The sequence below is a fragment of the Streptomyces sp. NPDC028314 genome (assembly GCF_055565795.1).
In genome coordinates, this window is record NZ_JBVHTP010000006.1 from 174,676 (window position 1) to 199,364 (window position 24,689).

22 protein-coding genes and 1 tRNA gene are annotated in these 24,689 nt (G+C 72.8%); 14 read left to right on the forward strand and 9 right to left on the reverse strand.

The genetic code is table 11. The features are described 5' to 3' along the window. Positions 1 to 144: 144 nt before the first annotated feature. The 3 genes from ACZ4TG_RS16270 to ACZ4TG_RS16280 all read right to left on the reverse strand — a co-directional run bounded on the left by ACZ4TG_RS16270 (position 145) and on the right by ACZ4TG_RS16280 (position 4,697). The gene (locus tag ACZ4TG_RS16270) at positions 145 to 660 is read right to left on the reverse strand and encodes a hypothetical protein (RefSeq protein ID WP_468163027.1); all 516 of its coding nucleotides are present in this window, start codon (positions 658 to 660) and stop codon (positions 145 to 147) included. 330 nt (positions 661 to 990) lie between these two features. Beyond that, positions 991 to 3,261, reverse strand: a complete 2,271-nt coding sequence (locus ACZ4TG_RS16275) for a terpene synthase family protein (RefSeq protein WP_468163029.1) — start codon at positions 3,259 to 3,261, stop codon at positions 991 to 993. A gap of 17 nt (positions 3,262 to 3,278) precedes the next feature. Next, positions 3,279 to 4,697 carry a family 2B encapsulin nanocompartment shell protein gene (locus ACZ4TG_RS16280; RefSeq protein ID WP_468163031.1) on the reverse strand — a complete coding sequence of 473 codons (1,419 nt, stop codon included), beginning with the start codon at positions 4,695 to 4,697 and terminating at the stop codon, positions 3,279 to 3,281. Positions 4,698 to 4,985: 288 nt separating this feature from the next. Between ACZ4TG_RS16280 and ACZ4TG_RS16285 the strand changes: the two genes are divergently transcribed. Beyond that, positions 4,986 to 6,353, forward strand: coding sequence for a hypothetical protein (locus ACZ4TG_RS16285; protein WP_468163034.1), 1,368 nt, complete (start codon positions 4,986 to 4,988; stop codon positions 6,351 to 6,353). 25 nt (positions 6,354 to 6,378) lie between these two features. Here the strand turns inward: ACZ4TG_RS16285 and ACZ4TG_RS16290 are convergent, their stop codons facing one another. Both ACZ4TG_RS16290 and ACZ4TG_RS16295 read right to left on the reverse strand, forming a co-directional pair. Beyond that, positions 6,379 to 7,149 carry a hypothetical protein gene (locus tag ACZ4TG_RS16290; protein ID WP_468163036.1) on the reverse strand — a complete coding sequence of 257 codons (771 nt, stop codon included), beginning with the start codon at positions 7,147 to 7,149 and terminating at the stop codon, positions 6,379 to 6,381. Positions 7,150 to 7,225: 76 nt separating this feature from the next. Beyond that, positions 7,226 to 8,506 carry a family 2 encapsulin nanocompartment cargo protein terpene cyclase gene (locus ACZ4TG_RS16295; protein ID WP_468163038.1) on the reverse strand — a complete coding sequence of 427 codons (1,281 nt, stop codon included), beginning with the start codon at positions 8,504 to 8,506 and terminating at the stop codon, positions 7,226 to 7,228. Positions 8,507 to 8,776: 270 nt separating this feature from the next. Between ACZ4TG_RS16295 and ACZ4TG_RS16300 the strand changes: the two genes are divergently transcribed. Then, on the forward strand, positions 8,777 to 10,192 hold the full coding sequence (locus ACZ4TG_RS16300; protein WP_468163040.1) for a family 2B encapsulin nanocompartment shell protein: 1,416 nt from the start codon (positions 8,777 to 8,779) through the stop codon (positions 10,190 to 10,192). Positions 10,193 to 10,436: 244 nt separating this feature from the next. Next, positions 10,437 to 12,140, forward strand: a complete 1,704-nt coding sequence (locus tag ACZ4TG_RS16305; RefSeq protein WP_468163042.1) for a glycoside hydrolase family 71 protein — start codon at positions 10,437 to 10,439, stop codon at positions 12,138 to 12,140. Between the two features lie 16 nt (positions 12,141 to 12,156). Here the strand turns inward: ACZ4TG_RS16305 and ACZ4TG_RS16310 are convergent, their stop codons facing one another. After that, positions 12,157 to 12,942 (reverse strand): GNAT family N-acetyltransferase, encoded by a 786-nt coding sequence (locus tag ACZ4TG_RS16310; RefSeq protein ID WP_468163044.1) that lies wholly within the window; start codon positions 12,940 to 12,942, stop codon positions 12,157 to 12,159. Positions 12,943 to 13,166: 224 nt separating this feature from the next. Here ACZ4TG_RS16310 and ACZ4TG_RS16315 point away from each other — a divergent pair, with 224 nt between their 5' ends. After that, positions 13,167 to 14,315 (forward strand): aminotransferase class V-fold PLP-dependent enzyme, encoded by a 1,149-nt coding sequence (locus ACZ4TG_RS16315; RefSeq protein WP_468163046.1) that lies wholly within the window; start codon positions 13,167 to 13,169, stop codon positions 14,313 to 14,315. Here the strand turns inward: ACZ4TG_RS16315 and cobF are convergent. Further along, complete coding sequence (cobF, locus tag ACZ4TG_RS16320) at positions 14,302 to 15,054, reverse strand: precorrin-6A synthase (deacetylating) (RefSeq protein ID WP_468163048.1); 753 nt, start codon at positions 15,052 to 15,054, stop codon at positions 14,302 to 14,304. The genes ACZ4TG_RS16315 and cobF overlap by 14 nt on opposite strands. Positions 15,055 to 15,072: 18 nt before the next feature. On the opposite strand from cobF, the gene ACZ4TG_RS16325 reads away from it, so the two are divergent. Genes ACZ4TG_RS16325 through ACZ4TG_RS16340 form a run of 4 tightly spaced genes read left to right on the forward strand, consistent with a single transcriptional unit; the run spans position 15,073 to position 18,414 of the window. Continuing rightward, a complete protein-coding gene (locus tag ACZ4TG_RS16325) occupies positions 15,073 to 15,828 on the forward strand; it encodes a (Fe-S)-binding protein (protein ID WP_468163050.1) in 756 nt (251 codons plus the stop codon). Beyond that, positions 15,825 to 17,354, forward strand: coding sequence for a lactate utilization protein B (locus tag ACZ4TG_RS16330; protein ID WP_468163052.1), 1,530 nt, complete (start codon positions 15,825 to 15,827; stop codon positions 17,352 to 17,354). The genes ACZ4TG_RS16325 and ACZ4TG_RS16330 overlap by 4 nt, the downstream gene beginning before the upstream one ends. Beyond that, a complete protein-coding gene (locus ACZ4TG_RS16335) occupies positions 17,351 to 18,019 on the forward strand; it encodes a LutC/YkgG family protein (RefSeq protein ID WP_468163054.1) in 669 nt (222 codons plus the stop codon). Before ACZ4TG_RS16330 ends, ACZ4TG_RS16335 begins: the two co-directional genes overlap by 4 nt. A gap of 5 nt (positions 18,020 to 18,024) precedes the next feature. Next, positions 18,025 to 18,414, forward strand: coding sequence for a VOC family protein (locus ACZ4TG_RS16340; protein WP_468163056.1), 390 nt, complete (start codon positions 18,025 to 18,027; stop codon positions 18,412 to 18,414). Positions 18,415 to 18,444: 30 nt separating this feature from the next. On the opposite strand, the gene ACZ4TG_RS16345 is transcribed toward ACZ4TG_RS16340, so the two are convergent. After that, positions 18,445 to 18,942 carry a DUF309 domain-containing protein gene (locus ACZ4TG_RS16345; RefSeq protein ID WP_468163058.1) on the reverse strand — a complete coding sequence of 166 codons (498 nt, stop codon included), beginning with the start codon at positions 18,940 to 18,942 and terminating at the stop codon, positions 18,445 to 18,447. A 108-nt stretch (positions 18,943 to 19,050) separates the two neighbouring features. Between ACZ4TG_RS16345 and ACZ4TG_RS16350 the strand changes: the two genes are divergently transcribed. After that, positions 19,051 to 19,124 (forward strand) — tRNA-Pro (locus ACZ4TG_RS16350). Here the strand turns inward: ACZ4TG_RS16350 and ACZ4TG_RS16355 are convergent. Next, positions 19,090 to 19,467 carry a tyrosine-type recombinase/integrase gene (locus tag ACZ4TG_RS16355; protein ID WP_468163450.1) on the reverse strand — a complete coding sequence of 126 codons (378 nt, stop codon included), beginning with the start codon at positions 19,465 to 19,467 and terminating at the stop codon, positions 19,090 to 19,092. The two genes, ACZ4TG_RS16350 and ACZ4TG_RS16355, sit on opposite strands and share 35 nt — an antisense overlap. A 147-nt stretch (positions 19,468 to 19,614) precedes the next feature. On the opposite strand from ACZ4TG_RS16355, the gene ACZ4TG_RS16360 reads away from it, so the two are divergent. The 5 genes from ACZ4TG_RS16360 (at position 19,615) to ACZ4TG_RS16380 (ending at position 24,688) form a co-directional block, all read left to right on the forward strand. After that, a complete protein-coding gene (locus ACZ4TG_RS16360) occupies positions 19,615 to 19,863 on the forward strand; it encodes a hypothetical protein (RefSeq protein ID WP_468163060.1) in 249 nt (82 codons plus the stop codon). Between the two features lie 107 nt (positions 19,864 to 19,970). Continuing rightward, positions 19,971 to 20,597, forward strand: coding sequence for a hypothetical protein (locus tag ACZ4TG_RS16365; protein ID WP_468163062.1), 627 nt, complete (start codon positions 19,971 to 19,973; stop codon positions 20,595 to 20,597). A gap of 595 nt (positions 20,598 to 21,192) precedes the next feature. Beyond that, positions 21,193 to 21,411, forward strand: a complete 219-nt coding sequence (locus ACZ4TG_RS16370) for a hypothetical protein (protein ID WP_468163064.1) — start codon at positions 21,193 to 21,195, stop codon at positions 21,409 to 21,411. Positions 21,412 to 21,515: 104 nt separating this feature from the next. Then, a complete protein-coding gene (locus tag ACZ4TG_RS16375; protein ID WP_468163066.1) occupies positions 21,516 to 22,325 on the forward strand; it encodes a hypothetical protein in 810 nt (269 codons plus the stop codon). A 245-nt stretch (positions 22,326 to 22,570) separates the two neighbouring features. Beyond that, entirely contained in the window at positions 22,571 to 24,688 is a 2,118-nt protein-coding gene (locus ACZ4TG_RS16380; RefSeq protein ID WP_468163452.1) for an NHLP family bacteriocin export ABC transporter peptidase/permease/ATPase subunit, read from the forward strand. Position 24,689 lies beyond the last annotated feature (1 nt).

Sequence of the window (24,689 nt, forward strand, 5' to 3'; positions counted from 1 at the left end):
CACTCAATGACTCCCGTATGGCAGTGCTGTGGCAGTGGTGTGGCGCCGTCATGGCGTGGCCGTGCCGCGCGTGTTGCCCCGGTGCGCCGGGGGCGGCGCGGCGCGCCCGGGCGCCGATCCGGGCCCCGCGCGGGCCCGCGCGGCTCAGAGCCGGTGGACCCGGCCCTGTCCGACGGCCAGCGGGTACCGTCCGGCGGCCAGGATCCGCAGCCCGGGTGCGACGGCGAGCAGTTCGCGCAGCCAGCCCAGGGTCTCGGCCCTCAGGTGGTCGCTGCCGTCCAGGACGAGCAGCATGTCCCGCTCCGCGAGCCAGGAGGCGGCGTTGCGCGTCCCGTAGGGCAGGAAGGGCATGCCGGGTACGCAGCCCAGTGCGGCCACGAGTTCCCGTACGCCGCCGCCCTCCGCGACGGTGACCACGGCCACGCCGTCGCAGAAGTTCGACGAGAGCCGCTGCGCGATGTCACGTACCAGCAGACTGCGCGGGGCGCGGAACCGGCCGGTCACGGTCAGCACCCGGCCCCGCCGGACGGTGGTCAGCAGCCAGGACAGTTCGTTTGATGTCGTCGGCAGAGTTCCGGACCGTCGCGGTTCCCCCATCGGCACGATGCCCCCCATTGCATGCGTGACCAGGCGCGGCGAGAGGAATGATTCAGGCCGCATGCCGACGATTATGCGCCAGTTCCACCGCAAGACCAGGGGAATGTCGCATTCCGCCGAATGGCCCGTGCCGTCCGATGATCACCGCAGTTGTACACCCGGTCCGCGCCTGTCCACCGAAGTGCCGCTGACCGGGGCATGTGGTCGGATGCTGATCATGGGCCACGACCACGGTGCGCCCCCGGCCGCCGCAGACACCCTCAGCGGGACCTACCGCAGACGCCTGCTGTGGACCATCGGGATCAGCGCACATGGACCTCGCCGAGGTGCGCCGCCACCTAGAAGGGGACGGCCCTGCACACCTGACCCCCGCGCCGGTCGCGGCCCCGCGCGTCAGACCCAGGAGACCCGGTGCGGCGCCCGCGGCAGGGGCCCGGGGGCCGCGTCCGCCCGGCGTCCGCAGTGGTGCCACCGCAGGTCCTCCTCCCGGTAGCGCCGCGTCCGCTCGTGCCACACGGCGAGCGCCGCCATCCACAGCTTCAGCCCGTCGGCGTACCGGTCGAGGGCCGCACGGGCCGGCGGGTCCAGCCCGAGGTCCTCGTAGACGACGGGAAACTCCTTCTCCAGCACGTGCTCGAACTGCTCCATCCGCGAGGTCATCAGGTCGTTCACGATCCCGAGCGCGGTCGGGTAGTCGCAGTCGAAGAAGGTCTGCGTGACCACCAGCATGTTGTGCAGCTCGCCCTCGTACTCCACCTCCTTCTGGTACGAGTACACGTCGTTCATCAGCCCCGAGTAGTCGAAGGCGGCCGCCTCCAGGGACTGCACCGCCGCGCTCTCGTAGACCTCCGGCGGGATGACGTCCAGGTGGCGCATCCGGCCGAGGGCACTGGTCATCGGCGCGCCGAACGTCAGGCGCCGCATCTCCAGGTAGTCCACCGGGTCCGGCACCCGGTGGGCGGCCTGGTTCTCCAGCTCCCAGACCCAGCCGTCCAGCACCTGGTCCATCGCCGCCCGGAACATCCGGCGCTGCTCCCCGGACATCGGACCGGCCGTGCGCGGCCACAGGTCGGCCAGCCCCCGTTCCATCGCGTTCACCGGCGGCGAGGGCGGCGGCACCAGGTCCAGCGGCATGAGGGCGCGCAGCCGCGCCGTCTGCAGGGCGGCCCCCGCCAGATCGCGGGGGGCTCCGAAGCGCCGCGGGTAGACGTCGTCGGCGTACGTACCCCAGCTCAGCCAGCACGCGCTGATGTCGAGCTCCTCCGCCGAGCACTCCGGGTCGATGCCGGCCGAGCAGAGCGCGAAGTCGTAGCCGGCCGCCTTCTCCTCCCACCACAGGCCCTCGTCGAGGATGCCCACCTTCCGGTCCCACTCGACGAGCCGGGTGCGGGCCCCCGCGAGGTGCGGATTGAGGGGGGCCGAGTACGGCAGGTAGAACTCCGGGATCACGGAGGGCCCCACCAGACGGGGGCCGTGCGCGTGCCGCCGGGCGCGCTGCGCCCCGCCGGTGAGGCCCAGCAGCGCCCTGACGTTGGCCCCGGCGGTGCCCAGTCCCGACGGGCCGGGCGGCCACCCCGGCGGGGCCGGCCACTGCGGCAGGGCGGGCCGGCCGGGCAGGGTGGGGCCGGCGGCGCCCGCGCGCCCGTTCATGTAGCGGCTGGAGCGCAGGTGCCACTCGTGGCCGCCGGACTGCCAGTCCTGGAGGCCGCGGGCGTAGGCCAGTACCGCCGCGATCTGGTCCGGGCCCAGGCCCGTACGGACGAACATCGGCGGCAGCTCGGTGAAGAAGGTGTGCTCGAACTGCTGGAGCCGGGAGGTCAGGAGCCGGTTGAGCCGGTCGGCCGCCTCCTGGGTGGTGCAGCCGAAGAACCTCTCCAGGACCAGGACCCCGTTGCTGAGCTCGCCCTCCTTGCCGACCTCGCGCTCGTAGGAGAACAGGTCGTTGCGGAAGTGCACCGAGTCGGCGAAGCAGTCGCGCAGCACGCGCAACGGCCGCTCGCCGGAGACCTCGGCGGGCACCTCGGCGCCCGTCGCGTGCTCGACGATCCCCGCCGACCAGGGGGCGCCGCCGACCTTGCGGCGCTGCTCCACGTACTCGACCGGATTGGCGACGCGGCCGATCCTGATGTTGTCGAGCTCCCACAGCGACTCCATCAGGAGGTGGCGGGTGCTCAGGGAGAACCGGGCCGTCCAGTCCGGCGAATGGCCGGGGACGGTGCGCGCCCACAGGTCCGCGAGCCCGGCCTCCACCGGGTTCACCGGTTCCGGTACGGCGCAGGCGGGGTCCTCCGGCATGAAGAGGGCCAGGCGTTCCAGGGCGTCCCGGCCGCCGGTCCGGTTTCCCGGGCGCTTGAAGACCTCCAGGAACCAGTCGTCGAAGAAGAACACCCACACGTACCAGTCGGTGACCAGCGAAAGCATCGGTCCGTCGCACTCGGGGTGGGTGTAGGCGCACAGCAGGGCGTAGTCGTGGGCTTCCAGGTCGTCGAGGCCCCACACGCCGGACCCCTCCAGCATGCCCATGGCATCGGCCCAGGTGCGGGCGTGCTCGCGGGCCTGCGCCAGGTGGGGATTGAGGCGGGCGGGATGCGGTACGTAGAACTCGGGCAGCTCGAAGGGCTGTTGGTCCTGCCTCGGCCGCTGCCGGATGCTGTCGGCGCTCACTCTCGGGCCGCCCTCCCTCAGTCGTCGAACCGCGAGATCTCCACGTTCTCCAGCACCCCGACGGCGTCGGGGACCAGGATCGCCGCCGAGTAGTAGGCGGTGACCAGGTAGGAGATGATCGCCTGCTCGTTGATGTGCATGAACCGGACGGACAGGCCCGGCTGGTACTCGTCCGGCAGGCCGGTCTGGTGCAGACCGATCACGCCCTCGTTGTCCTCGCCGGTGCGCAGGACCAGGATCGAGCTGGTGCGCTCCGGGGTCACGGGGATCTTGTTGCAGGGCAGCAGCGGCACCCCGCGCCAGGACGGCAGCCGGTGCCCCTGGAAGTCGACGGTGTCCGGGTACAGGCCGCGCCGACTGCACTCGCGGCCGAAGGCGGCGATGGTGCGCGGGTGGGCGAGGAAGTGCTGCGAACCGCGGCGACGGCTGAGGAGTTCGTCCAGGTCGTCGGGGGTGGGCGGGCCGGAACGGGCGTAGATCCGCTGCTCGTAGTCGGCGTTGTGGAGCAGCCCGAACTCGGGGTTGTTGACCAGCTCGCTCTCCTGGCGCTCCTTCAGGGCCTCGATGGTCAGGCGCAGTTGCTGCTCCGACTGGTTCATCGGCTGGTTGTAGAGGTCGGCCACCCGGCTGTGCACGCGCAGGACGGTCTGGGCGACGCTCAGTTCGTACTCGCGCGGGCTCAGGTCGTAGTCCACGTACGTGCCCGGCAGGAACGGCTCGCCGGTGTGGCCGGCGGACAGCTCCACGGCCTCGCTGCCCCGGCGGCCGACGCGTTCGGCCTCCAGGTAGGCCTCGGCGTGCCGGCGCAGCGCGGGGGAGGCGTTCAGGGAGGCGTCCCAGTCGCCGCGGTTGTAGGTCATCGTGACCACGTCGGTCTGGGCCCGGGCGGTGAACTCCCAGCGGGAGTCCGGCAGGGGGTGGTGGCCGAAGTGGTCGCCGTCGCTCAGGACGCCGAGGCCGGCTTCGTCCCCGTAGGCGCTGTGGCCGGTCCGCTCGATCCGGCCGTGGGCGACCAGGTAGATCTTGTCGACGGGTTCCCCCTGCCGGACGATGACGTCGCCCTTGCGGAACTCCTCCTTCACGAACCGGTCCGCGATCGACGCCACCACCTCGTCGTCGGGGAAGTGCCGGAGCATGCCGAGCTCGCGCAGCATGGCGGGGATGACCCGCAGCTCCGTACCGGTCTTCACGAAGCTGATCCGCCCGTCGCCGAGCGTGTAGCTCACGGTGCGGTTCACGCGGTACGTGCCGCCGCCCGTCTGTACCCAGGGGAGGATCTTCAGCAGCCAGCGCGAGCTGATGCCCTGCATCTGGGGGGCGGACTTGGTGGTGGTGGCCAGCCGGCGGGCGGCCTCGGTACTGAGGCTCTGCCGGGCGGCGGAGCCCGGCTCTGCCGCGGCTTCGGCGCTCTCTGCGGCGGTCGGGTCGACGGGCATGACGGCCTTCCTCTCGGTCGGTCGGGGCGGTTCCACCGGTGCGGGGGCCGGCGCGGTCCGCCTGGGCGGGGGTGGCGTGCGGGGTGCTACGGGGGAGGAAACCCGCTCCCCAGTGATCTGCAGTGCTCCCGCACGCCATCGGGCACCCGGTGTGACCGCGTGCCGCCCTGTGCACACGTCTAAGTGAGAGGCAGGACGGCCCCGTCCGGTACGCCCGCCCCGCCTCGCCCTGTTGAATGTCCGACTGTGTTGAAGGACTGGACACGTGTACGACCTGGACAGGTGCTGATGGCCAAGCGTGAGCCCAAGCGTGATCCGAATCGTGATCCCAAGCGCGAACCGAACGGACGACTGCGCACCCTTCTCGCCGACGCCCGCTGGAGCGGGCAGGACTTCGCCCGCGCCGTCAACGGCGTGGCGGCCGAAACCGGCCTCACCCTCCGCTACGACCGGACCTCCGTCTCGCACTGGCTCGCGGGGACCCGCCCGCCCGCCCACGTCGTCTCCCTCGCCGCCGAAGCCCTCAGCCGCCGCACCGGACGCCGCGTCAGCGCCGCCGACACCGGACTCGCCCGCCCGGCGGGCGTGCGTACGAGGGACCGTCCCGGCAGCGCGCCCCCGGGCCCGGACGCACTCGCCGCCTTTCCGGACGGGGGCGGGCCGGACCACGGGACGGGGCTCTTCGGTGAGGTCCCCGTCTACTCCTCGGCCTGGCGCCCGCCGGACGGGGACCCCGAGCCGTCCACCGCACCGGCCGACCCGCAGGGCCGGATCGGCCTGGACCACGTGCTGGCCGCCGAGGCGGTACTGCCGGTGTTCCGCGACGCCGACATGACGTTCGGCAGCGGGCAGGCGCGGGCCGCCCTGACCGCCTACCTCGCCACCACCGTGGCCCCCTGGCTACGGGCCGGCGCCCCGCCCGCCGTCCGGCACAGGCTGCTCGGCGCCACCTCCCGGCTCGCCTACACGGCGGCGTTCCTCTGCTTCGACAGCAACCAGCACGGAGTCGCCCAGGCCTACTACCGGGTGGCGCTGCGGCTCGGCCAGGAGGCGGGCGACCCGCAGTGCCACGCGCCCGCCCTGCGCGGGATGAGCGTGCAGGCGCACCACCTCGGCCACCGCAAGCAGGCCCTGGAACTGGCCGAGGCGGCGGCCCGGGAGGCAGGCCGGCTCCCCGGCGTGCAGGCCGCGTTCGTCACGGGGCAGCTGGCCGTGGCGGAGGCGGCCTGCGGGGACCGGCGGGCGGCCCTGTCCCACCTGGCCGCGGCGCAGCGGCTGCTGGAACGATCCACCGGGCAGAGCGTGCCGATCGGCGACTACCATCTGGCCGCGCTGCACCACCAGCAGGCGGAGGCGATGGCCGCACTGGGCGACACCAAGGGGGCGATCGCCGCGCTCCGCGCCTCACTGCGGCACCGCCCGGCAGCGGAACGCCGGGCCCGGGCGATCACCTCGGCGCGGCTGGCGGAACTGCACCTGGCCCACGGGCACCTGGAGCGCGCCTGCGCCACCTGGCACGAGACCCTGGACGCGGTGCCGCAACTCCAGTCGGCTCGGGTGTACGACGCCCTGCGCAGGCTGCGCGGACGGCTGCACGCGGTCCGCGGCAACCGCATCGCGCAGGCGCTGCTGGTGCGGGTGAGCGCGCTGTCGTAGGACGGGTCTTGTCGGTGGGGCCGGGTCAGCCCCGTCGGAACCAGAGGCGGGGGTCCGCGATGCCGGCGCGGCCGGCCGCGGGCGGAGTCGGCTGCGCGGGCGGGGCCGGCTGCGTCGGTGGGGCCGGGGCTGGGATCGGAGCCGCAGGCGGGGCCGGCTGGGCGGGCGGGGCCGGGATCGGGGCCGGCTGCGCGGGAGGGGTCGGCTGCGCGCCGAAGGGCGGCAGGGCCTTGAAGCTCTCGTGCAGGGTGATGGTCGGGCTGATCCGCCGCAGCGCGGCGCGCACCTGCGTCAGCGGGTGCTCGGGGAACTGCGCGTCCCACTGCTCGTGGTCGCCGACGTGGTAGGGCAGGCCGCCCGAGATGTCGGGCCCGTAGGGGTGCGGTGCGAAGTACTGCTCGGGACCGACCTGGGCGAGGACCACGGCCTCGCGCATGCCGGTCATCGGCCCCTCACCCGCCTGCACCTTCACCACCGTGCTGCAGCCGGCCCTCGGCAGGGTCCACGAGCCGAGGAAGACCTGCCCGTGGCCGTCCGGCCGCCGGACCTTGATCAGCTGGCGCACGGCGGGTACGGAGTCCACCTCGCCCGTCATCGCCTCGATGAGGCCCGCCCCGGCCTGGGCCGCGTTCCGGGCCAGGCCGTACCGGAGCCGCTCGGCCTCGTGCAGCGGCGCCGGCAGGTCCGGTACGAGGTCGAAGAAATGCACCGACAGGACGAGGCCCTGTGCGTCGGTCCACACCCCGGGCTCCCGCTCAGTGAAGCCGGTGAGGTCCATGTTGGCGATCGGAGTCATGGACTCCATGATCACCCACGCGGGGGGTACCGCTGGCGGCGGGGTCGGACCGGATCGGAGCGTCCGCGGGGGATCGTCAGGTCCGGGGCGGCTCCCGGTAGCGCAGGCTGGTCGCGTGCCACTCCTTGGAGCCGCCCATCCAGGCCCACACCCCGGCCAGGTACCGGCCCAGCATCGGGGAGCCCGCTGCGGTCAGCGCCGCCGACTCGGCCTCGATGGTGCGCATCACCTCGTCGTGGATCGCCGCCGTGCGGTCGACCGCCTCCTGGAGCGGGACCCCGTCCTCCGCCGCGATCAGGTTCGGCAGGTTGGTGTCGGCCGGATCCTCCCGGGCCATCGAGTACAGGTCGTTGAGCAGCACGGCGGCGACCGCCGCGTACAGGTACGTACGGCGCACCCGCTGGTCGGCGAACTCGTGCGCGGGCAGCTCGTACCCGCCCACCGGGTCGATCACGACCATGCAGGGGAAGAAGGCGTTCTCGTACCGGTGCGTCAGGTACTCCCACACCGGGGGCCGACGGCCCGACATCCGCCACTGCGCCTCGATCCCGTACCCGACGAACATCACGGCCAGCTCGTGGCGCAGCCGGCCCACCTGGGTGGGGGAGGCGAACCTGCCGAGGTGTTCCAGGGCCGACCGGAAGGCCCGCAGCACCGGTTCCCCGGCCACCGTCTCCTCGAACTGCGCCGCGTACCTGGGGGGCATCCGCACCGGGTCCACCACCGCGTGCGCCAGCGAGTTGCGCAGGCCGACCAGGCTGGGATCGGCGTCCTCGCCCTCGTCCACCCAGTGGTCGTCCACGGACCACTCCGCGAGCGCGCACTTGGCGGCGGCGAGCAGCCGGTCCGGGTCGTCGCAGTCCGGGTGGCCGAGCATCATCAGCCGGCCGAAGCCCGCGGCCCGGAGCGCGTCCAGCCGCCCCCGGTAGATCCCGATCTCGTCGGCCCAGTCCACGAGGCGCTCGTTGACGTCCTCGGCCAGGGCGGGATCGTCCCGTACGGCGTCCGGGCAGTACAGCGGCGGTACGACGACTCCCGAACCAGAGCCGCCGGACCCGGACTTCGGATCGGCCCGGGCGCCCGCGCCGGCTCCGGGCGCCGGGTGTGCCCGAGGACCGAGGCGCGGACCCAGGCCCAGACCCAGGCCCAGACCGGACGCGGAGCCGAGCCCCGGGGCCCGGGTCGGGGCCGGGGCGCTCGCCCTGCGGCCCGGCGCGGGCGGCGGCCACGGTCCGACGCGCGGCCCCAGCCCGGTCCGGCCGGCCGGCAGCCGGCTCAGCGCCCTGCCCGGGCCGGCGGGCAGGGGGCCGGGAACGCGACGGGGCAGGGGGTCGGGCACGGGGTCGGGGCGGGCCATGGGTCCTCCTGGCGATCGGCACACCCACCCATGGAGCCGTCCGCCCCGCCCCCGCGGTAAGCCCCGAGCCGATGGCGCCTGTTGAAAATCCCGGGCGCGTTGAAACCCGTACACCTGTGCACCGCTTCAACCCTGCGCGACTTTCAACAGGCCCCCCGCCGCGGCGACTACCGCGAGTGACTCCCCGCCCCGCACCGTGAGCCCTGCGCAACGCCCCACCGCGGAGCGCACCGCCCGCTCCGCGAGGACCCGACCCAGGGAGGAACCCGCATGACCGCACAGGCGCAGCCACCACCGGACCCGCACGCCGAGCGACAGTTGAGCCTGACCACCGCCGCTGCCCGCAACCTCGCGACGACCACCAAGTCCGTACCGCAGATGCAGGGCATCAGCTCCCGCTGGCTGCTGCGCATGCTGCCCTGGGTCCACCTCGGCGCCGGCACCTACCGGGTCAACCGGCGCCTGACCCACGCCGTCGGCCGCGGCCGGGTCTCCTTCGTGCAGAGCGGCGCGGACCACGTGAACATCGTGGCGCCGACCCTCGCCGAACTTCCCACGCTCAGGGGCTTCGGCGACACCGCGGTGCTGGAGGAACTCGCCGTACGGTTCGTCAAACGCGACCTGCGGGCCGGCGACGCCCTGGTCGAGGCGGGCGCCCCGGTGGACGAGGTGTTCGTCGTCGCCCACGGCCGCCTGGAGCGCCTCGCGCAAGGGCCCTACGGAGGCCTCGAACTGCTCGGCGTGACCACCGACGGTGACCAGCTCGGCGACGACGCACTCGGCCAGGCCGACCCGCACTGGGGCTACTCCGTGCGCGCCACCACCGCCGCGACCGTCATGGTGCTGCGCTGGAGTTCGTTCCAGGAGGTGCTGGCGCGCTCCGCGAGCCTGCGCGCCCACCTCGAACAGTACGTGGAGAACGGCTCGCGCCCGGTCAACCGGCGCGGGGAGGCCGACATCGCACTGTTCTCCGGCCACGCGGGCGAGGCGGAACTGCCCGCCACCTTCGTGGACTACGACCTCAGCCCGCGCGAGCACGAACTCAGCCTCGCCCAGACCGTCCTGCGCGTCCACACCCGGGTCGCCGACCTCTACAACGAGCCGATGAACCAGCTGGAGCAGCAACTGCGCCTGACCGTAGAGGCGATGCGCGAGCGCGAGGAGTCCGAGCTGCTGAACAACCGGGAGTTCGGGCTGCTCCACAACGCGGACTACGAACAGCGCATCAGCACCTGGTCCGGCCCGCCCACCCCCGACGACCTGGACGACCTGCTCAGCATGCGCCGCGGAACGAGGTTCTTCCTGGCCCACCCCAAGGCGATCGCCGCCTTCTTCCGCGAGTGCAACAAGCGCGGCCTCGCCCTCGCCACCACCGAGGTGCACGGCAAACAGGTGCCCTCCTGGCGCGGGATCCCCCTCCTGCCGTGCGGCAAGATCCCGGTCACCGCCGGCCACACCAGCTCCGTCCTCGCCCTGCGCACGGGGGAGGAGCAGCAGGGGGTGGTCGGACTGCGCCCGGCCGCCATCCCGGAGCAGATCGAGCCCGGACTCAACGTCCGCTGTATGGGAATCGACCAGAAGTCCGTGATGTCCTACCTGGTCAGCTCCTACTACTCGGCGGCGATCCTCGTCCCCGACGCCATCGGCATCCTGGAGAACGTGGACATCGCCGCCGCCCGCACCTGATCCCGCAACCCGGGAACCGCGGGCCTGGTCAGGCCGCCCGGCAGCAGGACCGGGCCGTACGTCCCGAAGGGCGGACGGTGACGGGCCGCCTCCGGGCCTGCACTGCGGTCGGCGTAGGCGCCGTGGTCCCGGTGACGTACGTGCCGAGGCCCGGCTCCCCGGGAACGGTTGTCCGGGAGCCGGGAATCCGCTCTACTGCTGTGCAGCCCGGCAGTCGGGGCATATTCCGGGAGGGGCAACGCAGATGAGAGCGGACCGGCGGTCAGCGCGGCAGGCGCGGCCCTCGTCGCACCGGCGCCGTCCCCGCTTCCGGGGCCGCAGACCGCTGCTGGCCCTCCTCCTGTCGGCCTTCCTGCTGGTCGGTGTCTGCGCCGCGACCGGCATAGCCTGGGACCCCTTCTCGGCGGACGCGCTCCAGGACCGCTCGGCGCCCGACATCAGCGTGCCCTGGTCCACCGGCCCCGCGGGCAGCCCCTCACCCGACGCAACCGGGGCGCCGGCACCGGGGCAGGACCCGAGCCCGGCCCCCGAGGAGCCGCAGCAGGGCGGCACCCGCGGCCAGGTCGACACCGGCGGCACCCGTCCCGCCGGAGCCCTGCCCTTCGACCTGCCCCAGCCCGCCGCGCTGCGCTCCGCCGGCGCGGGCAGGAAGCTGGTGTTCGCCCACTACTTCACCCCGTACCCGCTGTCCCTCGACAACGCGAGCGCCGACGGCGACTACTACACCCGCAACTACCTCGACCCCGACGGGGAGAGCGGCAAACACGAACGGTACGGTGGCCTGCTGCGCGACCGCCCCCTGCCCGTCCGGCCCAAGGACGGCAACTGGGAGTACGCCAACCTCCAGCAGGAGGTGCGCACGGCCCGCTCCGCCGGAATCGACGGGTTCACGCTCGACATGCTCTCCCTCTCCGGGAAGAACTGGGAGCGCTCCAACCTCCTGATGGAGGCGGCCCGTTCGGTCGACCCCGCCTTCAAGGTCATGCTGATGCCCGACATGACCTCCCTGAAGACCGACGATCCGGGCGTGCTCGCCGACGCCGTCGCCGCCCTCGGCAAGAGCCCCGCCGCGCACAGGCTCGGCGACGGCCGGCTCGTGGTGTCCCCGTTCAAGGCGGAGGAGAAGAGTGCCGCCTGGTGGACCCGGGTGATCGACCTCCTCAAGTCGAAGCACGGCATCCGTACGGCCTTCGTCCCGCTCTTCCTGGACTTCGGCGCGCACAACGCGTCCTTCGCTCCCATCAGTTACGGCTTCTCCGAATGGGGCAGCCGCAGCTACGTCGGCCAGGAGAGCTCCACGCGGGACGTCCGGCGGGCCCACGACATGGGCAAGATCTGGATGCAGCCCGTGTCCGTCCAGGACGCCCGGCCCAACCAGGGCATCTACGACGAGGCGGGCAACACCGCGACCCTGCGCTCCACCTGGACGCACGCCATCGACGACGGCGCGGACTGGGTGCAGCTGACCACCTGGAACGACTACTCGGAGGGCAGCCAGTTCGCGCCCTCGCTGCACAACGGCTACGCCTACCTGGACCTGACCTCGTACTACCTGACCAAATTCAAGACGGGCAGCTGGCCGAAGATCGTCCGGGACACCCTCTACCTGACGGCCCGCACCCAGTTCGCCTCCGCCGACCCGACGGGGGACCAGTCGCTGCTGATGTCCCCGCGCAAGGGCAGCGCCGCCCCCCGCGACACGGTGGAGGTGCTGAGCTTCCTGACGGGGCCCGCGAGCATCCGTACGACCGTCGGCGCCGCGAAGGACTCCCACGACGCGCCGGCCGGGGTGCACTCCGAACTGCTGCCGCTGAAGGCGGGTACGAGCGCGGCGGAGGTGGTCCGCGGCGGCAAGGCCGCCACGGAGGTGGAACTCCCGTACCCGGTGGACCACAAGGTGGAGGTCCAGGACCTCCAGTACTACGCGGCCACCAGCGGCCGGAGCTGATACCGGGGCACGGAACCTAGAGCCGTTCGAAGGCGTGCGAGCGGCCGATGACCGAGAAGCCGCGGCGCTCGTACCAGCGCTGCGGCCAGTCGTCGGAGTCGGCGATCAGGAAGCGGGTTCCGCAGCCCGCCTCGGCGGCGAGCCGCAGGGCCGTGGAGAGCACGGCGTCGCCGTAGCCCTGCCGCAGGTGGGCCTGCGAGGTGACGAGGTCCTCGATCTGGGCCAGACCGCGGACCGGGTCCAGATAGAGGTCGCTCCACGAGGCCATCTCGCCCTCCGGCGTCCGGGCGCCGACGAACCGGACGGAGTCCGCGCCGCGCAGGCGTACCGCGCGACGCTCCACGAGCTGCCCCACCACCTCGTCGTCGGCCTCCGGAAGGAAGCTCCTCCAGCGGCGGGCCACCGCGATCCGCAAGGCGGCGAGATCCACCACTCCCGCCGGGCCGGCCGGCGCCACCGCGCCGGTGTGCAGCATCACCAGGTACGTGGAATGCGTGTAGCCGGCCCGGGCCAGCGGCTCCACGCACTCCCGCCCGACCGCGTCGTCGAGTACGCAGACCAGCCGGTGCCCGAACCCGCTCAGCGCCTCTTCCACCAGCGAGGGCAGGGCCGCCGGGTCCACCGCCCGGTCGATGACCACCAGGTTGTTGGCATGGGACCGCGGGTACGTGTCGTCGTACGCCGCGAACCCTCCGGGCAACTCGACGACGCGCTCGGCCTGGCGGCGGGCGAAGTCGGCCTGGAACGCGATGATCCGGGTGAGTGCGTCGGCATCCGCGAGGCGCGGCATCGGGCTCGGCATGGCGCGAGCCTATGCAGCCCGCGCCACCGAGCGCCCCCCATTTCCGGGGCACCGGCCGGTTACGGACGGGGCCGACGCCCGCGTGGTCCGCGCCCTCCGCCGCCGCGCGCACACCGCCCCCGGCCCCGCCGCCGCGCCACACCCCCCCGGCCCGGCCGGGCTTTCGGTCGGCCGATCGATCGGCGATGATCGGCACTCCAGCCCCGCCGCACCCGGAGGCACGCGTGACCGAGCCGATACGACCCGCGGAGTTCCCAGGCGGGCGCGAGCTGTTCCGGCTCGACCCCGGCGTCGCCCACCTGAACCACGGCTCCTTCGGCGCGGTACCGGTCCCCGTGCAGCAGGCGCACGCCGCGCTCCAGGCCGAGGTCCACCACGACCCGGACGCCTTCTTCGTCGGCGTGTCGGAGCGCGTCGACGCCGCCCGCGCCCGGATCGCCGCCCACCTCGGCACCGGCCCCGAGGGCATCTGCTTCATCGCCAACGCCACCGAGGGCGCCAACCTGGCCCTCGACGCCATCCCCCTCGCGGACGGCGACGAGATCCTGGTCACCGACCACGGCTACGGCACCGTCGTCGCGGCCGCCGCCCGCCGCGCGCCCCTCACGACCGTCACCCTCGACCCGTACCTCCCCGACGAGGACTCCGTACGGGAAGCCGTGCTGGCCGGGCTCACCCCGCGCACCAAGGTGGCGGTGCTCGACCACATCAGCTCGCCCACCGCCCGGCTCCTCGCCGGCCCGAAGCTGCTCGCCGAGCTGGCCGCCCGCGGCGTCACCACCGTCGTCGACGGCGCCCACGCGCCCGGCACGCTCGCCGACCCGCTGGCCGGAGGCGCCGACTTCTGGTTCGGAAACCTGCACAAATGGGGGTACGCCCCGTCCGGCAGCGCGATCCTCGCCGTCGCCCCGCGCCACCGCTCCCGGGTCCGGGCGCTGGTGCCCTCCTGGGAGGACCAGAGCGGATTCCCCCGTTCCGTCGAGTACCGGGCCACCGTCGACTACACCGGCTGGCTGGCCGCCCCCGAGGGCCTGGACCTCCTCGAACGCCTCGACGCCGACCGGGTGCGGGCGCACAACACCGCCCTCGCCGCCCACGGGGCGGCCCTGCTCGCGGAGGTCCCGGGGCTCACCCCGCTCCCGCACACCGAGGGCCTCCCCATGCGGGCCCTGCGCCTGCCGCCGGGCGTCGCGCAGACGCCGGAGACCGCCCGCGCCCTGCGCGAGCGGCTCGCGGCCGAACTGCGCGTCCGGGTGCTGGTCTGGCCGTGGCCGGGCGGCGGCGGCATCCGGATCTGCGGGCAGATCTACAACCGGCCCGAGGAGTACGAACGCCTCGCCGCGGCCCTGCCCGACTACCTCAGGGGCGCCTGAGCAGGTACGTGTCCATGATCCAGCCCTTGCGGGCGCGGGCCTCGGTCCGCAGCTCCTCGATCCGGCCCGCGACCTCCGCCAGCTTCCCCGAGACCAGGATCTCGTCGGGCGTGCCGACGTAGGCGCCCCAGTAGATGTACAGGTCCTTGTCCAGGTGGGCGGTGAAGGCGTGCCGCGCGTCCAGCATCACCACCACGTCGTCCACGTCCTGCGGCCAGCCCTCCGCGAGGCGCCGGCCGGTGGTGATCTGGACCGGCCGGCCCACCCGGTTCAAGTTGGTGCGGTGCCGGGCCAGCAGCGAGGAGATGCTGCTGATGCCGGGCACCACCTCGTGCTCGAAGGCGACCCGCCCCTTCTCCAGCACCTCGTCGAGGATCGCGAGCGTGGAGTCGTACAGCGAGGGGTCGCCCCACACCAGGAACGCCCCGGTCTCGCCGTCCGCCAGGTCCTCGGCGATGAACCGCTCGAAGATCTCGGCCCGCGCGCTGCGCCAGCCGTCCACGGTCGGGGTGTAGTCGGCCGGGGCCCGGTCGCGGTCCGGGTCGCGGCCCTCCACCAGCCGGTGCCCCGGGCGGGCGTGCGCCTCCAGCATCGCGCGCCGCAGCCCGGTCAGGTCAGCCTTCTCCTCGCCCTTCTCCAGAATGAGGAATGCGTCCGTGGCACCGATCGCCTTGACCGCCTGGAGGGTCAGGTGGTCCGGGTCGCCCGCGCCTATGCCGATCACTGAGAACTTCTTCACCCGGCTATTCTGCCCGTCATGCGTGTCGCCCTGTTCGTCACCTGCGTCAACGACGCGCTGTACCCGCGGACCGGCATCGCCGTCGTACGCCTCCTGGAGCGCCTCGGCGTCGACGTGGACTTCCCGACGGGGCAGAGCTGCTGCGGGCAGCCGCAGTACAACACCGGCTACCGGCGCGAGACCGAGCCGCTGCTGCGGCGCACCGCCGAGGCCTTCGCGGGCCACCCGTACGTGGTCACCCCCTCCGGGTCCTGCGCCGCGATGATCCGCGAGCACTACCCCCGGATCGGCCGGAAGGCCGCCGGGGAGGGGCGGGGGCCGGAGCTGGCGGAGCTCGCGGCGGAGATCGCCCCCCGCGTGTACGAGCTGACCGAGTTCCTGGTCGACGTCCTCGGGGTGACGGACGTGGGCGCCTACTTCCCGCACACCGTCACCTACCACCCCTCCTGCCACGGGCTGCGCGGCCTCGGGTTGGGCGACCGCCCCCGGCGGCTGCTCACCGCCGTCAAGGGCCTGGACCTGGTCGAGCTGCCCGGGGCCGAGGAATGCTGCGGGTTCGGCGGCACCTTCGCCGTGAAGAACCCCGACGTGTCGACCGCCATGGGCGCCGACAAGATCCGCAACGCCGAGGCCACGGGCGCCCGGGTGCTGTGCGGCGCCGACAACTCCTGCCTCGCCCACCTCGACGGCACGCTGCGCCGGGCCGGCTCCCCGCTGCGCGCCCTGCACCTCGCCGAGATCCTGGCCGCGACCGAGGAGGAACCCCTGCGATGACCGGCATCCACCTCGGCATGCCCGCCTTCCCCGAGGCGGCGCGGGAGGCCGTACGGAACGACGTACTGCGCGCCAACCTCCGGCACGCCACCCACACCATCCGCGACAAACGGGCCCGCGCGATCGCCGAGCTGGCGGACTGGGACCGGCTGCGCGCGGCGGGCAAGGCCGTCAAGGACCACACGCTCCGTCACCTCGACCGCTACCTGCTGGAGCTGGAGGCCTCCGTGACCGCCGCGGGCGGCACCGTCCACTGGGCGGCGGACGCGGACGAGGCCAACCGGATCGTGACGGAGCTGGTGCTGGCCACCGGTGAGCGCGAGGTCGTCAAGGTCAAATCGATGGCCACCCAGGAAATCGGCCTCAACGAGGCCCTGGAGGCCGCCGGGATCGCCGCGTACGAGACCGACCTGGCCGAGCTCATCGTCCAGCTGGGCCACGATCGGCCCTCGCACATCCTGGTCCCGGCCATCCACCGCAACCGGGGCGAGATCCGGGACATCTTCCGGGCCGAGATGGGGAGTTGGGGGCGGCCCGCGCCAGATGGGCTGGGCGACGACCCGAGGGAGCTGGCCGAGGCCGCCCGCCTGCACCTGCGCGAGAAGTTCCTGCGCGCCAAAGTCGCCGTGTCCGGCGCCAACTTCATGGTCGCCGAGACCGGCACGATGGTCGTCTTCGAGTCCGAGGGCAACGGCAGGATGTGCCTGACCCTGCCCGACACGCTGATCTCGGTCGTGGGCATCGAGAAGGTGGTGCCGACCTTCCGGGACCTGGAGATCTTCCTCCAGACCCTGCCGCGCTCCTCCACGGCCGAGCGGATGAACCCGTACACGACCATGTGGACGGGCACCACGGATGGCGACGGCCCCTCCGCGTTCCACCTGATCCTCCTGGACAACGGCCGCACCGACGCCCTCGCCGACGAGGTCGGCCGCCAGGCCCTGCGCTGCATCCGCTGCTCCGCCTGCCTGAACGTCTGCCCCGTCTACGAGCGCGCCGGCGGCCACGCCTACGGCTCCGTCTACCCCGGCCCGATCGGCGCCATCCTCAGCCCTCAACTGCGCGGTACCGCGAGCGAGATCGATGCCTCGCTGCCCTACGCCTCCACCCTGTGCGGGGCCTGCTACGAGGTCTGCCCCGTGGCCATCGACATCCCGGAAGTCCTCGTCCACCTGCGCGAACGCGTGGCCCAGGGCGGCGACGTGACCCGCGAGGGCATCCGGGTACGGATCCGCCCCGCACACGGCCACACCGCCGAACGGGCCGCCATGCGCGCCGCCCGGCTGCTGCTCGACCGTCCGCAAGCCCTCCGCGCCGCGGAGCGGCTGCTGTCCCGGGCCCGCCGGCTTCGGCCGCGCCGGCTGCCGGGGCCGGGGCGGGCATGGAGCGCCGGCCGGGAGCTGCCGGAGCTGCCGGCGGAGTCGTTCCGCGACTGGTGGGCGCGTGAGCGGGGGGACCGGGGCGGGGAGCGGCCCGGGGAGCAGCGGGGGGACCGAGGCGGGGAGCAGCGGGGGGCACGCCGATGAGCAGCAGGGACCGCATCCTGGGCCGCATCCGCCGTGCCGTGCCCGCCGCAGGCTCCGCCGCCTCCGCCTCCGCCGACCCCGGCATCCCCCGGGACTACCTCCGCGTCCACGGATCCCGCACCCCCGAGGAGAGCGCCGACCTGCTCGCCGCCAACCTCACCGAGTACCGGGCCACGGTCCACCGCACCGACGAGGACGGTCTGGCGGAACTCCTGGCGCGGCTCCTCGCCGAACGGGGCGCCGCGACCGTGCTCGTCCCGCCCGCGCTGCCCCCGTACTGGCTCTCCGCCGCCGACCCGACCCGGATCCACGACCGGGCCGGATCCACCCCGCAGGAACTGGACGGCGTGGACAGTGTCGTGACCGGCTGCGCCCTGGCCATCGCGGAGACCGGCACGATCGTCCTCGACGGCGGTCCCGACCAGGGCCGGCGACGGATCACCCTGATCCCCGACCACCACATCTGCGTGGTCCGCGTCCCCGGCCAGCTGGTGGACTCCGTCCCGCAGGCCCTGGAACGCCTCGCTCCCACCCGCCCGCTGACCTGGATCTCCGGCCCCTCCGCCACCAGCGACATCGAGCTGGACCGGGTGGAAGGCGTACACGGCCCCCGCACCCTCGAGGTCGTCCTGCTCGATGAGTCCGCACACGGGTCCGCACAATAGGAGCCATGTCCGCACACATCGCCCTCACCGCCCTCGTGGTCCACGACTACGACGAGGCCATCGACTTCTACACCCGGGCCCTCGGCTTCACCCTTGCCGAGGACACCGCCCGCCCGGACGGCTCCCGCTGGGTCGTGGTGCGCCCGCCCGGCGCCACCGAGTCGGCGCTGCTGCTGGCCCGCGCCAAGGACGAGGCCCAGCGCTCCCGGGTAGGCGACCAGACGGGCGGCCGTGTCGGCTTCTTCCTCTACACCGACGACTTCGCGGGCGACCACGCCCGGATGACGGCCGAGGGCGTCCGCTTCCTGGAGGAGCCCCGCCACGAGACGTACGGCTCGGTCGCCGTCTTCGAGGACCTCTACGGCAACCGCTGGGACCTGCTCCAGCCGGCGTAGCCTCCGGCGCGGCGCCGCCGGCCTCCGAGCTCAGGCGTGATCGCGCGGCGGCAGGCCCGGCGCGGCGGCCAGCCGGGGCGCCTCGGCCGCGGCGTCGACGGCCGCACCGGCCTCGACCCGGTCGGCCAGCGCCCCGGCCCACCGGACCAGACCGGGCAGGTCGATCCCGTGGACCCCGTCCAGCCCGGCCAGCACGCCGGCGCCGCGCCGCAACAGCCGGGCCCCGCCGACGGCGTTCCCCCGCGCGGCGTGCGTCAGCCCCACCGCCAGCTGCGCGAGCCCCCGCCACAGCGGAGCCTCGGCCTGCGGCCCCGACTTCCAGGCGTCCTCGAAGACCTCGTGCGCGTGGAAGGGCATCCCGGCGTCCAGCAGCCGCTGCGCCTCCGCCAGGGTCCCGGCGGGCGACCGCACCACCCCCTCGGGCTGCCGCTCCACCCCGGGCGCCCCGTAGGGCAACGGCCGGCCCAGCCCGTCCCTGGGCCGCGCGCTGCGCGCACGGCCTTCGCCATCCCGATCCCGTACGTTCACCCGCCCATCCTCCCTCGCGCCGATTACCGGTGCACGAATACCCCTCAACGTGGGGTAATGTTCTGCATGTGCCCGCCGCGAGGGGGAAACCCCAGGTGGAAGGCACAACGGGACGTGGCGCAGCTTGGTAGCGCACTTGACTGGGGGTCAAGGGGTCGCAGGTTCAAATCCTGTCGTCCCGACTTTGCGGAAACGTAGGTCGGAGGCCGTTCTCTCATCCGTGAGGGAGCGGCCTTTCGTGCGTCCGGGGCCATGGCGGTCGCAATGTGGTCGCAGCCATGCCGGGCAGCGCGTCTCGGGACCGGTCTTCTGGGCTCCGGTGAGGGTGCGGACGATGGTGTCGACGGCTTCGCGGGCTGCCTGTGGGGTGAGGTGGCTGTAGATGTTCGCGGTGGTCGACAGCGTGGAGTGCCGCAGCGTCTTGGACACCACGGTGAGCGGCACGCCGGCGGAGATGGTGATGGTGGCCGCCAGGTGGCGCAGGTCGTGGACGGTGATCCGCGGGACGCCGGCTTCCTCGGACAGCTGGTGTAGCCGGTCGAGGACCTTGTGCGGTCCGAGCGGTCGGCCGTCGGGTCGTCAGGATCGCCCCTCGTACGAGCATTTGTTCGTGCGTGGTGCCGGAAAGCGGTGGCGACTCGCGGGTCACCACAGGGCGATGCGCTCATCCAATTGGCCGAGGTGGTAGCGAGCACCGGCGCCTTGGCAGCGGCCGTGAGTACCGTGGCCAAGGCGAAGATCGAGAAGCGGGCGGACGTACGTATGGCCGAGATCGAGGCGGAGCCAAGACGCCTGGAGATCGAAGCCGAGACCCGGCGCACCCGGATCCAAGAGTCCGCTGAGACCCTGCGGGAGCGCATCCGTCAAGAGCACGGACAGCCAGCGATCGACCCTTCCTCACCGGCCACACCTGACGCCTGAGGCGGCCTTTCCCATGCCCGGGGCATGGTGGGTGGGGCTCGGCAGGCTGTGCAGGATCAGCCTGCGGCCTGCTACTGGTTGCCGTCGAACGTCAGTAGCCTTCGGCCATGGCTCTGCGACCTGACGATTTCTACGCCCACGCACGTACCGCTGCGGATGGTGAGCGGCGGCTCCCACTGGCCCGTATGACGGGGTGGGACATCAGTCCATTCGAGCCGGAGGGCCTGCGCGTCGCGCCGCTGCGCCCGCCGGTTCTGCCCGAACCCGCGCGGCACGGCGAGGACCCGTCGGACTGCAACGCGTGCCGCAGCCGGGACGAAGGGATCTGGCTCAACGACCGCTGGCGGCTCACCCGGATCGCGGGAGTCGGCGTGCCGCTGGTGCTGATGCTGCATCCACGCGATCACTTTGACCTGGCGGACCTGCCCGACGAACTGGCAGCCGAACTGGGGGTGCTCACCACCCACATCGCCCGCCATGTGCAAGCGCTGCCGCACATCGCGCGGGCCCACGTCTATCGCATCGGAGACGGTGGCGCCCATCTGCACGTCTGGTTCTTCGCCCGTCCCGAGGGCCAAGCCCAACTGTACGGTTCGTGGATGGTCATCTGGGACGACTTGCTGCCGGAGTACCCGGCGGACGTGGCCGAGGCGGACGCGGCGATCGTGGCAGACGCGTTGGTCGCCTCCTACGGAGGTCGTCGGCCGGCCGTCGGCGAACTGCCGCACGTCTGATCCCCGGAGCGCGTTCCCGAGAGATTTCGAGGGTTGAGCGCTACGACGCTTCGCCGGGCCGCTGACGTCCCGTCATGGTCCGTGATCGAGCGGCCCCCGAAACCGGCATGTGGCGCCTGGTCCGCGACCGGTGGCGCACCGGCTTCGCGACGCCTGCGGGCGGTACTCGCTGTGGTGGGGGCGTCACTCGGGGTCGCTTCCGCCAATCTTCACATGGTGAGAGTGGAGGGGGTGCCTCCTCTTGCAGGGGGCTTCGGTATGCCGGAATTGCCGGTTCCGCTTGGTGGACGTATGTCCCTTTTGTTTCGCCGCGGCGACGGGCCGCGCATTTGTGTTACTCGATCCTGTGGAGAAGGTGTGACGATCTCCCAAATGAATCGGTGAGCCTGTCGAGTGCGTGTCGACTTGAGGAGCCGGGGGGTGTCAACGCAATTGGCCGGGGGGCCCGTTCGCGTGCTTACATCTGCCCATCGCGGTCGTTTCCGGAGCGTTGGTCGATTCGTTCCGGCCGCGTCGCGAGAGTGACCGGGCCGCCATGTCGCGGTCCGTTCACGTCATTTGACGAAAAGCCAGATCAATGAAGGGTGCGCACAACATGCGTAACGACATCGAGACCCGTGAGATCGCCGACACCGAGCTGGACGCCGTCTCCGGCGGCATCGGCATATCCGGTGGCCTCCTCGGCGCCGTGACCGGCGACGTCCAGGGCCTGCTGGGCACCGTGACCTCCCTCGACACCGTTCAGGGCGCCCTGGCCGTGCCCGGCCAGGTCACGGGCATCGCCGGCGTTCACGTCGGTGTCGCCGGTCTCTGACCGATATCCGCAGCCGTGAACCCCGGAACGCATTCGTTCCGGGGTTTCACGGCTGCCCGCCCATTCGGTAACCGTGTGACGAATGCAGTCGAAGGAAATGGTCCGTGCAGTTCCGTCAAAAGGCTCTTTCGAAGCTGCAATCGCCCGAAGAACTCGATCTGCCCGTACGCTTCGCGCGCCCGCAGGGCCGGCTCGTCCTGGCCGTCACGCTCATCGTCATGGCGGCGGCGGGCTTCTGGGCATTCACCGGGACCGTGTCCTCGAAACTGAGCGCGCCCGGCATCCTCACCCATGCCGAGGGCAGCTACCTGCTGCAGAGCCCCTTCGCCGGACAGGTCACCGGAGTCTCCGCCAAGGAGGGCCAGCTGCTCTCCCCGGGCGCGCCCCTGCTCCAGGTCAGTACGGACCAGGGCGAGCGGGCCGTGCGCGTCGTGGCCGGCGGGCGGGTGACGAACCTGGTCGCAAAGATCGGCTCGGTCCTCACGACCGGCGCGGACGTGGCCACCGTGGAGCGCGTGAAGGATCCGAACGACCCGCTGGTGGCCGTGCTCTACGTGCCGGGCGGCGGCAGCGGCGCGGCGATCCCCGTGGGCGCCCAGGTCGACCTGGCCGTCCGGTCCGTCCCCCAGCAGCGGTTCGGCGTGCTGCGCGGCCGGGTCAAGGAGGTCGGCCGTACGCCCCAGACGGGCGCGCAGATCAGCGGCTTCCTCGGCGACAGCCGGCTCGCCGCCGAGTTCGCCCGGCAGGGCGACCCCGTGGCGGTGCTCGTACAGCTGGAGCGTTCCTCCGCGACCGAGTCCGGGTACCGGTGGTCCTCCGCGGACGGGCCCCCGTACGCCGTCGACTCCGCGACACCGGTCACCGGAGCCGTCCACCTCTCCGCACAGCACCCCGTCGATTGGCTGCTCCCGTGACCGCCCCGCAGCGACCCGCCCAGGAATCCCCCCAGCCGCCGGCCCCCCTGCTTCCGGCCCCCCAGCCGCCGGCCCCCCTGCTTCCGGCCGCCGGACACCGGCGCCACCGCCCCGCTCCCCAGGGCGGCGCCCGCCGCCGCCGGGCGGAGCCGGCGGGCAGGAACTCCCGGCGGCGCTCCCCGCGCCAGAGCCCCACTCCCAAGGGCCGTACGCCCCGGCCCGTCCGCACGCCGACCGTGCTCCAGATGGAGGCGGTGGAGTGCGGCGCCGCCGCGCTGGCCATGGTGCTCGGCCACCACGGCCGCTTCGTCCCCCTGGAGGAACTCCGCATCGCCTGCGGGGTCTCCCGCGACGGCTCCCGCGCCAGCAACCTCCTCAAGGCCGCCCGCAGCTACGGGCTGAAGGCCAAGGGCATGCAGATGGACCTGGCCGCCCTCGCCGGCGAGAGCCCGCCGGCCATCCTCTTCTGGGAGTTCAACCACTACGTCGTCTACGACGGCATGGGCCGCCGCTTCGGCCGCCGGGGCGTGTACATCAACGACCCGGGGAAGGGGCGGAGGTTCGTCCCCATGGAGGAGTTCGACAGCAGCTTCACCGGTGTCGTGCTCACCTTCCAGCCCGACGAGGGCTTCCGCCGCACCGGACGCAAGCCCGGGGTCATGGGCGCCATGCCGGCCCGTCTGCGCGGCACCTCGGGCACCCTCCTCGCCGCCGTCCTCTCCAGCCTGCTGCTGGTGGCCGTCGGCGCGACGGTGCCCGCGCTGAGCCGTACGTACATCGACATGTTCCTGATCGGCAACCAGACGTCCCTGCTGGGCGTGCTCTTCGCGTCGATGGCCGCCGCCCTCGTGCTCACGGCGACGCTCACCGCCCTCCAGCAGGCCAACCTGCTGCGCGGGCGGATCATCTCCTCCACCCTGGGCAGCGCCCGCTTCCTGCGGCACCTGCTCCGGCTCCCGGTCACCTTCTTCGCCCAGCGCAACCCCGCCGACCTGGTCCAGCGCCTCCAGTCCAACGACGCGGTCGCCGAGACCCTCGCCAGGGACCTGGCCGCCGCCGGGGTGGACGCGGTGGTCGTCGTCCTCTACGCGGTGCTGCTGTGGACGTACGACCCGCAGCTCACCGTCGTCGGGGTACTGATCGCGCTGCTCAACATCGTGGCCATGCGGACGGTGATCCGCATCAGGGCGACCGACACCCAGAAGCTGCGCGCCGAGAGCGCCCGGCTCACCAACACCTCCTACAGCGGGCTCCAGCTCATCGAGACGATGAAGGCCACCGGCGGGGAGAACGGCTTCTTCCGCCGCTGGGCCGGCCAGCACGCCATCACCCTCGACGTGCAGCAGCGCCTCGGCGTGCCCAGCGCGTGGCTGGCCGTCGTCGCGCCCACGCTGGCCGCCCTCAACAGCGCGCTGATCCTGATGATCGGCGGCCTGCGGGCGGTGGAGGGGCACCTCACGGTCGGTCTGCTGGTCGCCTTCCAGGCCCTGGTGACCAGCTTCACGGCCCCGATCACCCGCCTCAACGGCGTGGCCGGCCGGATCCAGGACTTCGCGGCCGACGTGGCCCGCCTCAAGGACGTCGAGAACTTTCCCGTCGACCCGGTCTACTCCCGGCGCGAGCCCCGGGCCGGCACCCGCCGCCTGAAGGGTCACGTGGAACTGGACCACGTCACCTTCGGATACAGCCCGTTGGACGCGCCGCTGCTGAAGGACTTCTCGCTCTCGGTCGGCCCCGGTCAGCAGGTCGCGCTCGTCGGCGGATCCGGCAGCGGGAAATCCACGGTCTCCCGGCTGATCTCCGGTCTCTACGCCCCGTGGGAGGGCACCATCCGCATCGACGGGATGCGGCTGGAGGACATCCCGCGCGGCGCGCTGGCGGCCTCCGTGTCCTTCGTGGACCAGGACGTCTTCCTCTTCGAGGGCACCGTCCGCGACAACGTCGCGCTGTGGGACCCCTCGATCCCGGACGAGGCCGTCGTCGCCGCCCTGGAGGACGCGGCCGTGTACGACGTGGTCGCGCGCCGGGCCGGCGGCATCCACAGCCGGGTCGAACAGGACGGCCGCAACTTCTCCGGCGGCCAGCGCCAGCGCCTGGAGATCGCCCGGGCACTGGTGCGCCGCCCCAGCGTCATGGTCCTGGACGAGGTGACCAGCGCCCTCGACGCGGCGACCGAGCAGATCGTCATCGACAACCTGCGCCGCCGCGGCTGCGCCTGCGTGGTCATCGCACACCGGCTGAGCACGGTGCGCGACAGCGACGAGATCGTCGTGCTCGACCGGGGGACGGTCGTCGAACGGGGGCGCCACGAGCACCTGCTCGCGGCGCCGGGCCCGTACGCCGAGCTGGTCAAGGAGCACTGAG

Excerpts from the sequence above, each read along its gene's own strand:
- ACZ4TG_RS16270 (WP_468163027.1), bottom strand. The coding sequence starts at position 660 with ATGCGGCCTGAATCATTCCTCTCGCCGCGCCTGGTCACGCATGCAATG.
- ACZ4TG_RS16280 (WP_468163031.1), bottom strand. The coding sequence starts at position 4,697 with ATGCCCGTCGACCCGACCGCCGCAGAGAGCGCCGAAGCCGCGGCAGAG.
- ACZ4TG_RS16285 (WP_468163034.1), top strand. The coding sequence starts at position 4,986 with ATGGCCAAGCGTGAGCCCAAGCGTGATCCGAATCGTGATCCCAAGCGC.
- ACZ4TG_RS16290 (WP_468163036.1), bottom strand. The coding sequence starts at position 7,149 with ATGACTCCGATCGCCAACATGGACCTCACCGGCTTCACTGAGCGGGAG.
- ACZ4TG_RS16295 (WP_468163038.1), bottom strand. The coding sequence starts at position 8,506 with ATGGCCCGCCCCGACCCCGTGCCCGACCCCCTGCCCCGTCGCGTTCCC.
- ACZ4TG_RS16300 (WP_468163040.1), top strand. The coding sequence starts at position 8,777 with ATGACCGCACAGGCGCAGCCACCACCGGACCCGCACGCCGAGCGACAG.
- ACZ4TG_RS16305 (WP_468163042.1), top strand. The coding sequence starts at position 10,437 with ATGAGAGCGGACCGGCGGTCAGCGCGGCAGGCGCGGCCCTCGTCGCAC.
- ACZ4TG_RS16310 (WP_468163044.1), bottom strand. The coding sequence starts at position 12,942 with ATGCCGAGCCCGATGCCGCGCCTCGCGGATGCCGACGCACTCACCCGG.
- ACZ4TG_RS16325 (WP_468163050.1), top strand. The coding sequence starts at position 15,073 with ATGCGTGTCGCCCTGTTCGTCACCTGCGTCAACGACGCGCTGTACCCG.
- ACZ4TG_RS16330 (WP_468163052.1), top strand. The coding sequence starts at position 15,825 with ATGACCGGCATCCACCTCGGCATGCCCGCCTTCCCCGAGGCGGCGCGG.
- ACZ4TG_RS16335 (WP_468163054.1), top strand. The coding sequence starts at position 17,351 with ATGAGCAGCAGGGACCGCATCCTGGGCCGCATCCGCCGTGCCGTGCCC.
- ACZ4TG_RS16340 (WP_468163056.1), top strand. The coding sequence starts at position 18,025 with ATGTCCGCACACATCGCCCTCACCGCCCTCGTGGTCCACGACTACGAC.
- ACZ4TG_RS16365 (WP_468163062.1), top strand. The coding sequence starts at position 19,971 with ATGGCTCTGCGACCTGACGATTTCTACGCCCACGCACGTACCGCTGCG.
- ACZ4TG_RS16370 (WP_468163064.1), top strand. The coding sequence starts at position 21,193 with ATGCGTAACGACATCGAGACCCGTGAGATCGCCGACACCGAGCTGGAC.
- ACZ4TG_RS16380 (WP_468163452.1), top strand. The coding sequence starts at position 22,571 with ATGGAGGCGGTGGAGTGCGGCGCCGCCGCGCTGGCCATGGTGCTCGGC.